Source organism: Streptomyces sp. NBC_00690 (genome assembly GCF_036226685.1).
GTDB lineage: Bacteria > Actinomycetota > Actinomycetes > Streptomycetales > Streptomycetaceae > Streptomyces.
In genome coordinates this window covers 3,210,094-3,222,769 of record NZ_CP109009.1, presented here as the reverse complement: position 1 = coordinate 3,222,769, position 12,676 = coordinate 3,210,094, and the positions used below count along the sequence as shown (strand labels likewise).

15 protein-coding genes are annotated in these 12,676 nt (G+C 68.0%); 6 read left to right on the top strand and 9 right to left on the bottom strand.

The annotated features are described in order from the left end of the window. Positions 1 to 3: 3 nt before the first annotated feature. The 5 genes from OID54_RS14170 to OID54_RS14150 form a co-directional block, all read right to left on the bottom strand. Positions 4 to 144: a hypothetical protein gene (locus OID54_RS14170; protein WP_329019173.1), complete on the bottom strand. Its 141-nt coding sequence runs from the start codon at positions 142 to 144 to the stop codon at positions 4 to 6. Next, positions 141 to 1,502, bottom strand: a complete 1,362-nt coding sequence (locus OID54_RS14165; RefSeq protein ID WP_329027499.1) for a replication initiator — start codon at positions 1,500 to 1,502, stop codon at positions 141 to 143. Before OID54_RS14165 ends, OID54_RS14170 begins: the two co-directional genes overlap by 4 nt. Positions 1,503 to 1,791: 289 nt before the next feature. Further along, positions 1,792 to 1,986 carry a hypothetical protein gene (locus tag OID54_RS14160; RefSeq protein ID WP_329019171.1) on the bottom strand — a complete coding sequence of 65 codons (195 nt, stop codon included), beginning with the start codon at positions 1,984 to 1,986 and terminating at the stop codon, positions 1,792 to 1,794. Further along, positions 1,983 to 3,275, bottom strand: coding sequence for an FtsK/SpoIIIE domain-containing protein (locus OID54_RS14155; protein ID WP_329019168.1), 1,293 nt, complete (start codon positions 3,273 to 3,275; stop codon positions 1,983 to 1,985). Before OID54_RS14155 ends, OID54_RS14160 begins: the two co-directional genes overlap by 4 nt. Beyond that, on the bottom strand, positions 3,272 to 3,616 hold the full coding sequence (locus OID54_RS14150; RefSeq protein WP_329019165.1) for an SCO3933 family regulatory protein: 345 nt from the start codon (positions 3,614 to 3,616) through the stop codon (positions 3,272 to 3,274). Before OID54_RS14150 ends, OID54_RS14155 begins: the two co-directional genes overlap by 4 nt. Before the next feature lie 176 nt (positions 3,617 to 3,792). Between OID54_RS14150 and OID54_RS14145 the strand changes: the two genes are divergently transcribed. Then, positions 3,793 to 4,569, top strand: coding sequence for a GntR family transcriptional regulator (locus OID54_RS14145; protein ID WP_329019161.1), 777 nt, complete (start codon positions 3,793 to 3,795; stop codon positions 4,567 to 4,569). A 501-nt stretch (positions 4,570 to 5,070) separates the two neighbouring features. Here OID54_RS14145 and OID54_RS14140 read toward each other — a convergent pair. The 4 genes from OID54_RS14140 to OID54_RS14125 all read right to left on the bottom strand — a co-directional run bounded on the left by OID54_RS14140 (position 5,071) and on the right by OID54_RS14125 (position 6,869). Continuing rightward, positions 5,071 to 5,637: a hypothetical protein gene (locus tag OID54_RS14140; RefSeq protein ID WP_329019156.1), complete on the bottom strand. Its 567-nt coding sequence runs from the start codon at positions 5,635 to 5,637 to the stop codon at positions 5,071 to 5,073. A 210-nt stretch (positions 5,638 to 5,847) separates the two neighbouring features. Beyond that, complete coding sequence (locus OID54_RS14135; RefSeq protein ID WP_329019153.1) at positions 5,848 to 6,144, bottom strand: hypothetical protein; 297 nt, start codon at positions 6,142 to 6,144, stop codon at positions 5,848 to 5,850. 258 nt (positions 6,145 to 6,402) lie between these two features. After that, the gene (locus OID54_RS14130) at positions 6,403 to 6,648 is read right to left on the bottom strand and encodes a DUF7848 domain-containing protein (protein WP_329019147.1); all 246 of its coding nucleotides are present in this window, start codon (positions 6,646 to 6,648) and stop codon (positions 6,403 to 6,405) included. Beyond that, the gene (locus OID54_RS14125; RefSeq protein ID WP_329019144.1) at positions 6,645 to 6,869 is read right to left on the bottom strand and encodes a hypothetical protein; all 225 of its coding nucleotides are present in this window, start codon (positions 6,867 to 6,869) and stop codon (positions 6,645 to 6,647) included. The genes OID54_RS14130 and OID54_RS14125 overlap by 4 nt, the downstream gene beginning before the upstream one ends. A 118-nt stretch (positions 6,870 to 6,987) precedes the next feature. Here OID54_RS14125 and OID54_RS14120 point away from each other — a divergent pair, with 118 nt between their 5' ends. The 5 genes from OID54_RS14120 to OID54_RS14100 all read left to right on the top strand — a co-directional run bounded on the left by OID54_RS14120 (position 6,988) and on the right by OID54_RS14100 (position 12,623). Further along, entirely contained in the window at positions 6,988 to 7,731 is a 744-nt protein-coding gene (locus OID54_RS14120; protein ID WP_329019141.1) for a helix-turn-helix domain-containing protein, read from the top strand. Positions 7,732 to 7,734: 3 nt separating this feature from the next. Further along, positions 7,735 to 8,205, top strand: a complete 471-nt coding sequence (locus OID54_RS14115; protein ID WP_329019138.1) for an NUDIX domain-containing protein — start codon at positions 7,735 to 7,737, stop codon at positions 8,203 to 8,205. Between the two features lie 68 nt (positions 8,206 to 8,273). Continuing rightward, positions 8,274 to 8,738 (top strand): DUF4291 family protein, encoded by a 465-nt coding sequence (locus tag OID54_RS14110; RefSeq protein WP_443055773.1) that lies wholly within the window; start codon positions 8,274 to 8,276, stop codon positions 8,736 to 8,738. A gap of 289 nt (positions 8,739 to 9,027) precedes the next feature. Then, positions 9,028 to 11,769: an alpha/beta fold hydrolase gene (locus tag OID54_RS14105; protein WP_329019135.1), complete on the top strand. Its 2,742-nt coding sequence runs from the start codon at positions 9,028 to 9,030 to the stop codon at positions 11,767 to 11,769. After that, on the top strand, positions 11,766 to 12,623 hold the full coding sequence (locus tag OID54_RS14100; protein WP_329019133.1) for an ABC transporter permease: 858 nt from the start codon (positions 11,766 to 11,768) through the stop codon (positions 12,621 to 12,623). Before OID54_RS14105 ends, OID54_RS14100 begins: the two co-directional genes overlap by 4 nt. Positions 12,624 to 12,676 lie beyond the last annotated feature (53 nt).

The following is a 12,676-nucleotide window of genomic DNA, read 5'->3' as shown; positions in this document are numbered from 1 at the left end:
ATCTCAATCGACCTTCCCGCCGGGCTGACGCTCCAGGAGCCGGGCCAGACGCCGTGCCGACTCGGGGCCGATCCTGGTCGAGAACCTTCCGCAGACGCGTTGCAGGTGTCGGGCCATGTCCGTCTCACGGCTGCTCTTCGTCAAGGGCAGGCCCCCGCCCGGGTGTGTTCCTGCCGGGCGATCTCACGATTGAGCTCCAGGTCATGGGCGATGCCTGCCGCGATGAGGGCCGCACCGGGGGAGTGGCCTGAGCCGATGTACCGCCAGCGGGCGTCAGCGGCCGAGCCGGGAGGGGGTTCGCTCAGCCCCTGGTGTGCTGCGCGTTCGGCCCGGAGAGCGGCGTACGTGGTCGAGTAGGCACGGGACTTGGTCAGAATGTGACCGCGGTACCCGAGGGTGTGAGCCCAAGCCCGCAGGCGAAGGGTCTGGAACTCGGGAAGCCCGCCGAGGAGCCAGCAGGTGTGCATGAGAGTGCGGACATGCGGGGTCGCCGGTACGGCGTTGATGTCGTCGCGGCTCGTGAACGGATGATCGGCGCCCGCCCCCGTCTCGCTCGCGCCCTTGGTCACGTACTTGGCGATGTACGCGGCAACTGCTTCGTCGCCGGGCCCGCCCTCGCGGACATCGATGGTGCGGACGTCGAGTTGTGAGCCCCAGCGCAGTGACAGTTCTCCGACACCAGCGCTGTAGGGGGTGCGCACGACGATGTGCCGCGCCGCTGTTCGTACCGCCGAAGCCAGCACATCAGCGGTTCCCCAGACCGGAGGGTCATCGACCGGGCCGGTGACTCCGTCAAGGCGTACGACCGCGTGGATGTGGACCGCGCCACGACGCTGGTACTCGGCGACGCGGGCGAAGGACAAGCGCGCATGATCGGCGAATGCCGACTGTGCCAGACCCGCGGACGAGGCGAGGAAGCGTCGCATGGCGATGGTGAAGCGGTCCCAGAGCTTGCCCGCGCACGCGTGCCAGAGGACATGCCCGGTGTGGTCGTAGCAGTCGGTGCACAGGGGTTGCCCGACGATGCGCTCATCTGCGTCGTGAGAGCCGCCGCAGCCGAGGTATCGACCGTGCTCACATGTGGCTGCACTTCCGCGTGGCCGACAGCGGTCGCCTGCTCTGTGCACGGAGCCGAAGGACGGCGCGGTCAGGGTGATGAAGAGCCGGGGCCGGTCGCGTACGGAGGCGGGAACCTCCTTGCCTCCGAGGAGCCCGGCACGCACGAGGTGGAAAGTGTCGCCCGAGTGCAGCCGGGAGCATGGGGCACAGACGGACGATCGGCGGTTGCGGCAGCGGACGAGGAGACGTTCACCGGGTTCGTCCCGGGTGGTGTAGTGGTGCAGGACGTCACCGGTCAGGCTGTCGCGTACGACGGTCGAGCCGGAGAGGTGCACCGGGTGCGTACAGCCGCCGGTGGCGATGACCTGATCGACCCAGCGTGTGAACTGCGGCTCTTGGGCGATGCGGATCGCGTCGCGGTCGGCTTCTGTGAGCTGACGCAGGCGCGCCGCACTGTCGAGGGCAGCGCGCCTGTCAGCCGAGACTGTCTCGGGTGGGATGGTGGGGGCCTTCCTGGATGCGCCGCCGAAACGGCGAAGTTGATGGTTGATGGGGCGGAATCGTTCATGGGTCGCTCCTTTGCGCGGGTGGCTGATCTCAGTGCGGTTCAGCGGATGGTGCCGGTGCCCCGACAGCAGCGGCAGCGCCGCAGACGACCGGTCCTGCTTCTGCGGTGACGCTCGCCCTTGCAGATCGGGCAGCGCACTGGGCGCATGGTCATGACGCTCCCTGTCAGGTCTGGGTGAAGCCGGAGAAGAACCAGGTCACAACGCTGTCCACGGTGAAGATCACCGGTGTTTGTCCGAGGTAGAGCCCGAACAGGCCGATGGCGATCGCTTCCCACGTCTTCACATCGCGGGACCGGACCAGCAGGACGGTGACGATGCCGAAGACCAGCGCGAACGGGATGGCTGCTTGCTCACTCATGCGGTCCCGCTCTCTGGCAGCCCTTGCAGGGTGCGGAGTCGAGGGGTGAGAGCCGCGTACTTGCCAGCCATGGCCGCTGCTGTCTTGGGGGTACAGCGATGAGAACGGGCCCGCTCCCAGACCCCACCGGAGTCGGCGATGACGGTGACGCCGGCTTCGTCCGGGCCGATTGACTGCGCTACGACCACGGCATCCTTGTTGAGGTCGCCCAGGGTCATTTCCGCTGTCCCGGGATCGTTGACCCGATGGCATACGCGCCCGCCGAGCTGGGCCCGCAGCGCGGTCACACCAGGGCCGAGATCGGAGCCCACCCGCTGCCCAGCCACCACGAGGTGGATACCAAGTGCCGCGCCGAGTTGAGCGAGCCGCAGCAGGGAAACGGAGCACCGTTCCGCCTCAGTCCTGTTTTCTCGGGTGCCGTCCGAGAGATACAGCTCCGCGAGTTCATCGACGATGACGACTACGGGGATTGGCCTGAGCTTTGGGTGCAGTTCCCAGACCGAGCGGACGTCGTGCGAACGGCACAGCCGCATTCGCTGTTGCAGCTCTACCAGGAGTGCGCTGAGTACGTCGATTGCCTCCCGCCTGGATGTGGCGAGCGTGCTTAACCGAGGCGCGAACGGGCCCAACTCCATGCCGCCTTTGCAGTCGATTCCCACGAGCGCCACGCGTTGCGGGGCGAGTTGGATGATCAACCGCGCCAGCAGCGTGGACTTGCCGGACCGGGTGGCCCCGGTGATGAGCCAGTGGGGCACTTCGAGGAGATCCATCACCCAGGCCAGGCCGGATTCCCTGATACCGACGACAGCCGACAGCAGGGTGTCAGGAGCCGTCGCCAGCGCCGGTCGAGCCAGCGGATCGGAGCCGAGAGCGGTTAGCACCACCAAGCCCCGTTTCGGCGAGGTGACCCGCACCGCGTGAACCTTCCACGCATGTGCCAGGGCATCAGACGCCGCCATATAGACCGTCGGGGTCTGCCCGGGGCGAAGGTGGACCGTCACCGCCAGGCCCAGCCGGGTGGCCCGGGGGAATGAGATACGAGGCGGAATCGGACGCAGTGACTCGCTCTTGATCAACAGGTCGGTGAGGAGTCCGCGAGGCGGATGCTTCGAGACCGCGAGACCGGTGAGCACGGTGAGCCTGCGCCAGGTGGTGAGCACCCGCAGGGTGGTCACCGGGTACCCGGACACACACCAGTGCCAGACCGGACGATGACGGCGCAGCAGCTCACCGGCACCCAGGACCCACGCCAGGGTGACGACCGCGAGGGCCAAGAGAAGCAGGTTCATCCCGCTCCGCCCCCCTTGCCGGTGGCTCCGGGAGTGGGAGTGATCGCGTCCGCGCGGAAGCTGATTCCGTGCCGATCACCCATCGACCAGGCGAACGCCGTGAGGCCGGTGACCCGAACCTCCGACCCCTCGGTGACTCCCTTTGGTTCACCGGTGACCGCGATCTCCACCACGGAGATCCGCCGACCGTCCTGCCGCACAGTCACCGCCACGGTGTACACCGGGTTGCCGTCCCGGTCCTTCTTGACCTCCTTGGTCTCTGCGTTGCTGTACTTCACTTCGGGCGCAATGGCGCAGCGCAGTACGCCGAGCCGCGCCGTGTCCACAGGTATGGACTGCATGAGTGGTTGCTCTCCTTGATTCTCGGACGCCAGAGAGGCTGACGTCACTCGTCCTTACGAGTTATGACTATGCATGTCTTGACTCGAAGAGGCAAGCACTTATCCTGACGAGTGACGTATGTAGCGGGCTGTAGTGCTCACCGGAGCCCGTACCAACAAGGGGAAGGCCCATCGCTATGGCAGGCATCGAGCGCCCCGGTCCGCTGTACCAGCAGGTGGCCGCCGCCATCAGGCAGGGCATCGCGGATGGGGAGTTCCCGCCGGGTGGCCCGCTTCCCTCCGAGGCCCAGCTGATCCAGCGTTACGAGGTCAGCCGTCCGACCGTGCGCAACGCGATCTCAGCTCTGCGATCCGAGGGGCTCATCGAGGTCAGGCACGGCAAGGGCAGCTTTGTGAAGGGCACCCCCATCCCGCCACTGACGATCGAACGGACCGTCGCCCGCGCCGGCACCGTCTACACATCAGGGCAAGCCGAATGGGACCAGGCTCACGAGCCCACCGTCTACCGCACCCAGGTCACCGGCTCGACTGGCCCTCTACTCGGACTGGGCGAGGGAGAAGCCCTCTTCGGTGTGGACCGGGTACTTGTCGATCCGAGCACTCGAACCAGGGCCCTGCACCGCACGCTGATCCCGTTCGCCACCGCAGACAAGGTGCCGTCCCTCGCGGAGAACCCAGGCGCACCGGTCGAGGAGATCTACACGGCTCTCACCGAAGCCGGACACAAGCTGAGTTGGTCGGAGACCGTACGAGCCCGCATGCCCCAGGCCGACGAGCGCACCGCCCTGGAGCTCCCCGATGCCACGCCGGTCATCCACACCCTGCGCGTCACCTACGGCACCAAGGGCCTGCCGCTGATCCTCGAAGAACTCCGCGCAAGCGGCAGCCAAGCCCAACTCACCTATGGCGTCACCGCTGATACGGCCCGCGCACTCCACCCCGCCCGGAGCTGACAGAGCCGCATCGGTCGAAAGTATCTTCACTTACTCAAGGCACCCGGCTGCGCTCCGCTCCGCCGGGCGCGCTTCCCGGCTCTGGCTGCGCCCGCGCTCCTGCCTTCGGCCCGCTCGGCGCTGCCGCCGCCGACGCGCGCCCGCAGTGGATAGGCCCGAGGGGCATGAGACGAGAACCAAGCCCGCGGCTTCAAGAGGATGCCTCCGGCGGGGGCGCTCAGACTCCGGGATGGAGGGGGCGCCGTTCGCGAGTGCCGGCCGGAGCGTGGTGAGCGTCGTGGGGCTCCCATCCCGACCACCTTCGACCCAGGCAGAGCCGAGCAGTCGCGGCCCAGGGCGTCAAGGTCGTTCGTACAGTGGCGCGCTCCACCTTGACGCCCTGAACCACGACCGCTCCACGGTGTGTGGGTCGAAGGCGGACGGGATGGGAGCCGGGGTGAGTGGTGGGCATGGAAGCCAGGCCCACGCACCGGATGCCCACGGCGTGTTGATCGAAAACGCTTAGTCTGACGCCACCTCAGCGACAACCTCCGGCTCTCGTCCGAGCCAAGTGTCAACGGCTACTTTCAGCGACTGCTTAAGTTCACGTTCCAGTGCCCACATCTGGTCCGCCAACGCTTCAACATCACTAACGGCGATCTGGCGCTCTTCGAAGCCCTTCCGGTAGCGACTACGGCATACGTGGAAGATGCGGTGGTCGACAGGACCGCTAGAGGGGCGAACCGTACACTTTTCCCAATCTAGGCAATCAGTTCGCCATTCCCCATGAACCATCACATTGCGCAGACGGTTCGCTTCCAGAGCGCTTCGAAGCACGTCACGGATGCGGTCCGAATTCTCCTGGGGCCACCGTCTCGCAGCCTCCAACTCTCGCAGGACTGCTATGCCGTTCTGCACAAGCCACTCGACGGACTGTCCCTCGAAGATGATCCATCCAGGATCAGCACTAGCCAGCTCTGACACCACGTAGCGCAAACGGGACTCCATGTCGGCGCTCGCTACGACAAGCATTCCTAGGGCTGGGTAAAGCTCTTCGTGCCCGTATGTCGGCACGTCTGTGGCGGTCATACGGGCCAGACTGCACCAGCGACCGCACGCTGCGCTGGAATTTTCGCTGACGGGGCCTCATGAGGTACAGCAGCGAAGTACAGCAACCACGTCGATCGGCATCGACCGCCTACGCCCTCCTTGACCCTCGTGGCCAGCCCAGCAGACCTCAGCGATCACCCCGCCCATAGTTCGGGACGAAGGGGTCACGGCAGACCTCCGATCCGTCACTCACCCCGTCTTCCCCAACCCCGCCACCCCATCCCGAACCACCTGCGCCAGCTCGAAGGCCGTCCCTGCCGAAAGTGATAACCGCAGCACCCCCGACCCGTCCGGAGCCGTGTCCGCCGTCGCCGTCATCTCCGATGTGTCGATCCCGGCCCCGGTCATCGCGGCGGTCAGCTCCGATGCCGCATCGTTCGCACTCCGCCAGCCCGCCAGGTAGTCGACTCCTCGCACCCACACCCAGCCGTCCGGGTCCAGACCCCCATTGCCGTCGAAGCCCGGGTCTATCGGCTCGTGCTGCACAGAACTCCCCCTCAAGAAGCAGCAGTTCAGCACCAGGGTCGAAGGCCCGCCAGATCGGCGGCATGGCTGCGGCCCCAGTACCATCGGCACTGGGGTCCGCGAGGGCTCCGGGCCGGACCACCCCGGTAGCTGTCCAGGCGAGGGGTGGTCCGGTCTCATGTGTGGTGGATTAGTAGGCGCCCGGATCGCTGATCACGGCGACGGGTACGACCACGGCGGTCCAGAAGATCGCCATCAGGACGCAGAACAAGCGCTGTCTCACGGCCCCTCCCCGCCGGCGGGAGCCATGCGCCAGACACGCCAGATCAGTTCGTGGTAGCGCCGATGCGAGGGGTTCGCGCCGGTGTGTGCGAAGGCCCAATCGCGTACCGCTTCGAAGTCGCCACCCGCGCCGGACGTGGCCCTGCACGTCCCGCACCCGAGTTCGTGAATCATCTCCGGTGAGTCCTCGGCGGGATCGGGGCTCATCGTCCACTGGACGTACCGCAGGACGGAACGCGTCACAACACACCCCCACTGGTGGCGTTGCGTTCGGCCACTCGCAACCGGAGGTATTCGGAGGCTTCGACGGTACGGACATCCTCGGGGCGAGCGTCCCACTCGATTCCGCCCTCTGGACGGCGCAGTTGGACATGAGTACCGACATGGCCCATCACTCTGCCGACCCGGTTCGTCTTCGAATCCAGCGCCAGCGTGCCCACTTCCGGGGCTGTCTTGTCGCTCATGTTGGGAGGATCGGCCCAGTCACCAGGACGGGGATACCTCCCCCAAAACCCACTTAGGGACGTCCCAAGCGCGGTAGAACGTCCCTAGCAACGTCCCCAACTCCAGGGAGAGACTGCGATGCCGAACGAAAGACTTCGAGCCGCCATGGCAGCCGGTGGGTGGACCTATGCCGCCCTCGCGACGAAGGCAGAGGTGGACCCCAAGTCCGTTGAGCGATGGGTCAATCTGGGCCGCACACCACGTCGAGCCACTGCCTTGCTGGCGGCAGAGACGTTAGGAGAAGACGTGCACGCTCTTTGGCCCGCACTGCGGCAGGTCCGCGCCGCCCGCGCCGTCAGTCCGGAACTGGTCGCGTTGTACGACAAGCGAGCGGATGTCCCCGTGTCGGTGATCACCGACATGCTGGCGCAGTCCCGCGAGCGGATCGACATCCTGGTATACGCCGCGATCTTCCTGCATGAGGCTTACCCGCGGCTCAACGAAGTGCTACGGGAGCGCGCTGCTGACGGCTGCACCATACGGATCGCTCTGGGCGACGCCGAGAGCCAGAACGTCCGGCAGCGTGGCGAGGAAGAGCAGTTCGGGCACGGCATCGAGTCCCGGTGCCGACTGGCCCTGATGCACTATCGGCCGCTGATCGGGGTACCCGGCATCGAGGTCCGGACCCATGAGACGACGCTCTACAACTCCCTCTACCGAGCTGATGATCAACTGTTGGTCAACGCCCATGTCTGGGGAGTGAACGCCTACGGTGCGCCGGTCTGGCATCTTCGGCGCAACGGTGCCGGGGGAGTCTTCGACACCTACGCCCAGAGCTTCGACGCGGTATGGGCGACAGCGTCCCCGATCCAGGAGGAGTGACCCTTGCCCCGCACCGAGTACTACGACGATCCCGCCGCCCCCGAGCCGAACAACCTCGTTGTCGCAGCTTCGGCCGTCGTCACCGATGAGCAAGGGCGCATCCTGCTTCAGCGCCGACGTGACAACGATCTCTGGGCGCTGCCAGGAGGTGGCATGGAGATGTCGGACTCGCTGCCCGGTGCGGCGGTGCGCGAGGTCCAGGAGGAGACCGGGCTTCAGGTCGAGATCACCGGGCTGGTCGGTACGTACACCGACCCTCGCCATGTGATCGCCTACTCGGACGGTGAGGTGCGCCGGCAGTTCAATGTCTGCTTCACCGCCCGGGTCACCGGCGGTGAGCTGAAGATCTCCGAGGAGTCCACCGAGCTGCGGTTCATTCACCCGGATGACCTCAGCGAGCTTTCCATGCACCACACCCAGCGGCTCCGTATCCAGCACTTCCTTGAGCACCGGGACCGCCCCTATCTGGGGTGAGTCAGGGAGCACGCCTGTAAAAGGACTATGAACACGACTTGACATGGATCAAGCCGTCGTTCCTCTGGATGATGTACCGCTGCGGCTGGGGTCTGAAGGAGGGCCAGGAGACCGTACTCGCCGTGGAGATCACCCGCGAGGGCTTCGACTGGGCGCTGCGGAACTCCTGTCTGTCCCACTACGACCGGGGGCTCCACCCGGACCGGAACCAGTGGCGGCGGGAGTTGAAGCGCTCACCGGCGCGGGTGCAGTGGGACCCCGAGCGGGATCTGCGCATCCAGCCGCTGTCGTACCGCTCGCTGCAACTGGGGCTCGCGGGGGAGGCGTCCCGCCGGTACGCGGACGAATGGACGGTGTCCATCCGCGATGTGACCGACCTGGCGCACGAGATCCATGCACGGGTGAAGAACGACGACCTGGCCGCCGCAGCCGCTCTCCTGCCGGACGAGCGCCCGTACCCGACCGATGAGGCCCCCGGCCAGGCGAATGCTGTTCAGCGCGTCGGTGAGGCAGAGACGCGGGCCACCGCGTAGCACTCGGCAGCACATCGTGCCGGCGCCCAGCCGTGGCCGCCCGGCGCGAGATTACTCAGCGCGATCTGCGGAGTCGGTCGAAGGAGATCCGGACGAGCGGGTCCAAGGCTCGGGCGCTGGTCGCCCGGTGGTCAACCCCCGCCAGGAGGAACGCCCCCCTCCCGTCCCTGTCAGGGACGCGTACCGCACCTGGTGTACGGCCTGGTCGACGCCTACTCCCCGAGGAGACCGGGCACCTCCGTCTGGCGGCAGCCGAGAGCCCACAGCTGTTCCGCTTAGGGTTTCAACCATGCAGACCCGACTTCTCCGGCTCCGCCCGCCCGGCCGATGGCTCGCGGGCGCCGCAGCCATCGCCGTACTCGCAGGAGCGGGCACCTGGACCGCGGTCGCCGATGACGGCGCCCCGACCGTACGCCGTGAGGACCGCGTGCACTCCATGCCCGGGGCGAAGATCGACACCTCGTACTTCACCGCGGGCAACACCAAGGACCGACGCCCGGCCGTGCTCCTCGGGCACGGCTTCGGCGGCAGCAAGGACGATGTGCGTGCCCAGGCCGAAGGGCTGGCCCGCGACGGTTACGCCGTACTGACCTGGTCGGCCCGCGGCTTCGGCGACTCGGCCGGGCGGATCGGTCTCAACGATCCCGCCTTCGAGGTCAAGGACGTCTCCCGGCTGATCGACTGGTTGGCGGAGCGCCCCGAAGTGCGGCTCGACGCCGATGGCGACCCCCGGGTTGGCGCGGCGGGAGCCTCGTACGGCGGGGCGATCTCCCTGCTGGCCGCGGGGCACGACCCCCGGGTAGACGCCATCGCCCCCTCCATCACCTACTGGAACCTCGCCGACGCCCTCTTCCCGAACGGGGTCTTCAAGAAGCTCTGGGCCGGCATCTTCTTCTCCACCGGTTCGGCGAGTGCCCCCGGCATCGCGCCGAGGGCGGAGCAGCCGAGCGCGCCCGCCCAGCCGAACGCCGGTGCCGCCGCGGGCCCGACCCCGGTGAACCCCGCCGGCTGCGGCCGGTTCCAGCCCGAACTGTGCGCCATGTACGAACGGGTCGCCACGGCCGGAGTGCCCGACGCCGCCGCCCGTGATCTGCTGGAGAGCCGTAGCCCCTCCGCGGTGGGCGACCGCATCAAGGTCCCCACTCTGATCATGCAGGGGCAGGCCGACTCGCTGTTCCCCCTCTCCCACGCCGACGCCATGGCCCGCACGATCAGCGCCAACGGGGCACCGGTCTCCGTGGACTGGATCTCCGGCGGCCACGACGGCGGCGACGGCGAGTCCGCGCGTCTCCAAGGGCGGGTCAACGCATGGTTCGACCGCTACCTCAAGGAGGACGAGAGCGCCGACACGGGCCCGGCCTTCCGGGTCAGCCGCACCGGAGGCGTCGACTCCACCGATGGGCAGGCACTGCTTCGCGGGGCGAGCGGCGACCGCTACCCGGGGCTGGAAAACGGCACCAGGGCCATCGCCCTGAACGGCCGTGAGCAGACCTTCTCCAATCCGGCGGGCGCGTCACCACCCGCCATCTCCGCCGTCCCCGGGCTCAGCGGTGGGCTCGGTCAGTTCTCCTCCTTCGGCGTCGGTCTCTCCCTGGACTTCCCCGGTCAGAACGCGCGCTTCGAATCCCGACCCCTCCAGCAGGGGGTACGGATCACCGGCTCGCCCACGGTCCGCGTCAAGGTGGCCTCCTCCACCGGTACGGCCGTCCTCTTCGGAAAGGTGTACGACGTCGGGCCGGACGGCCGCCAGCAGGTGCTGCCCTCCCAACTCGTCGCCCCGATCCGCATCGACGGCGCCCGCGCGGGCAAAGAGGTCGAGTTGACCCTGCCCGCCGTGGACCATCAGGTCGATGCCGGACACCGGCTGCGCCTGGTCCTGAGCGCGACCGACCTCGGCTATGCATCGCCGACCGCACCCGCCTCCTACACGGTCGGCCTCGCCGGCGGCGGCACCAGCGCCCTCGCCGTGCCCACGGCGGCGGACGTCAAGACCGAGGCCGCCGGGTTGCCCTGGTGGACCTGGGGCCTTCCGCTCGCGGCGGTCGTGATCGCGGCCGGTCTGCTGTTCACCGCGCGGCGCAGGGCCATCGCCCCGGCACCGGACCCGGCGCGCGCCGATGTCCCCTTGGAGATCACCGACCTGTCCAAGCGGTACGCCAAGTCGGCCGACCGCTATGCCGTCCGGGACCTCTCGTTCCGGGTGGAGAAGGGCCAGGTACTGGGCCTGCTCGGGCCGAACGGTGCGGGCAAGACCACGACCCTGCGGATGTTGATGGGCCTCATCCGGCCCGACTCCGGCGAGATCCGCGTCTTCGGGCACGCCATTCGCCCGGGCGCGCCGGTGCTCTCCCGGGTCGGTGCGTTCGTCGAAGGCGCCGGATTCCTGCCTCACCTGTCGGGACGCGACAACCTTGAGCTCTACTGGCGGGCCACCGGCCGGCCCGCTGAGGACGCCCACATCGAGGAGGCCCTGGAGATCGCCGGGCTCGGTGACGCACTCGCCCGAGCGGTTCGTACCTACTCGCAGGGCATGCGGCAGCGGCTCGCGATCGCCCAGGCCATGCTCGGCATGCCGGACCTCCTCATCCTTGACGAGCCGACGAACGGACTCGACCCACCACAGATCCGTGAGATGAGGGACGTGATGATCCGGTACGCGGCCGGCGGCCGAACCGTGATCGTGTCCAGCCATCTCCTGTCCGAGGTCGAGCAGTCCTGCACCCATCTGGTCGTGATGGACCGCGGCCGACTGGTGCAGGCCGGACCGGTCGCGGAGATCACGGGGGAGAGCGACACCCTGCTCGTCACGACCGCCGTCCAGATCTCGGACCCCGTGGTCGAGAAGATCGGCGCGCTCGGCGGGATCGCCTCCGCCACCCGCACCGACGATGGACTCCTGATCAGGCTCGACGGCGCCACGCCAACCGACATGATCGGCGAACTGGTACGTCTGGACGTGCCGCTGACCGGTGTCGGTCCGCACCGCCGCCTGGAGGACGCCTTCCTCACCCTGATCGGAGGTCCCGCATGAGTACGCTGATCGATTCGGCCCCCGGCTACCGCGCCCGGCGCACCCTGCCGCTTCGGGTGGAGGCGGTGCGCCAGTTGAAGCGGCGACGGACCATGGTCATGGCGGGGATCCTGGCCGCGTTGCCGCTGGTCCTGATCGCCGCCTTCGCGATCGGAGGCTCGCCGGACGGCGGCGAGAACGACCGCATCACCCTCATGGACACCGCCACCGCATCGGGCGCCAACTTCGCGGCCACCTGCCTGTTCGCCTCGGCGGGCTTCCTGCTGGTCGTACCGGTGGCGCTGTTCCACGGCGACACGGTGGCCTCGGAGGCCAACTGGTCCTCCCTGCGCTATCTGCTGGCCGCACCCGTGCCCCGCACCCGTCTGCTGTGGTCCAAGCTGGCGGTCGCGCTTGGCTTCAGTGCGGCGGCGATGGTCATGCTCCCGGTGATCGCCTTGGCCACGGGCACTCTCGCCTACGGTTGGGGGCCGCTCAAGCTGCCCACCGGGGGCTCCCTCGACGCGGCGGAGACGCTGCCCAGGCTGGCGCTGGTCGTGGCGTTCATCTTCGTCTCCCAACTGGTCACGGCGGGGCTCGCGTTCTGGCTGTCCACCAAGACCGATGCCCCGCTGGGCGCGGTCGGCGGAGCGGTGGGCCTCACCATCGTCGGCAATGTGCTGGACGCGGTCACCGCCCTCGGCTCCTGGCGCGACGTACTGCCAGCGCACTGGCAGTTCGCGTGGATAGACGCGCTGCAACCCCAGTTGGAGTGGAGCGGCATGGTCAAGGGCGCTGCTGTCTCGGTGAGTTACGCCCTGGTGCTCTTCGCGCTGGCCTTCCGCAACTTCTCCCGGAAGGACATCGTGTCGTAGAACCGCGGCCGGCTGCTGCCGCCTGCCATGACGAGCCGCCTTCGGTGCACCCG

Excerpts from the sequence above, each read along its gene's own strand:
- OID54_RS14155 (WP_329019168.1), bottom strand. The coding sequence starts at position 3,275 with ATGAACCTGCTTCTCTTGGCCCTCGCGGTCGTCACCCTGGCGTGGGTC.
- OID54_RS14120 (WP_329019141.1), top strand. The coding sequence starts at position 6,988 with ATGCCGAACGAAAGACTTCGAGCCGCCATGGCAGCCGGTGGGTGGACC.
- OID54_RS14110 (WP_443055773.1), top strand. The coding sequence starts at position 8,274 with ATGATGTACCGCTGCGGCTGGGGTCTGAAGGAGGGCCAGGAGACCGTA.
- OID54_RS14145 (WP_329019161.1), top strand. The coding sequence starts at position 3,793 with ATGGCAGGCATCGAGCGCCCCGGTCCGCTGTACCAGCAGGTGGCCGCC.
- OID54_RS14125 (WP_329019144.1), bottom strand. The coding sequence starts at position 6,869 with ATGAGCGACAAGACAGCCCCGGAAGTGGGCACGCTGGCGCTGGATTCG.
- OID54_RS14140 (WP_329019156.1), bottom strand. The coding sequence starts at position 5,637 with ATGACCGCCACAGACGTGCCGACATACGGGCACGAAGAGCTTTACCCA.
- OID54_RS14150 (WP_329019165.1), bottom strand. The coding sequence starts at position 3,616 with ATGCAGTCCATACCTGTGGACACGGCGCGGCTCGGCGTACTGCGCTGC.
- OID54_RS14160 (WP_329019171.1), bottom strand. The coding sequence starts at position 1,986 with ATGAGTGAGCAAGCAGCCATCCCGTTCGCGCTGGTCTTCGGCATCGTC.
- OID54_RS14105 (WP_329019135.1), top strand. The coding sequence starts at position 9,028 with ATGCAGACCCGACTTCTCCGGCTCCGCCCGCCCGGCCGATGGCTCGCG.
- OID54_RS14100 (WP_329019133.1), top strand. The coding sequence starts at position 11,766 with ATGAGTACGCTGATCGATTCGGCCCCCGGCTACCGCGCCCGGCGCACC.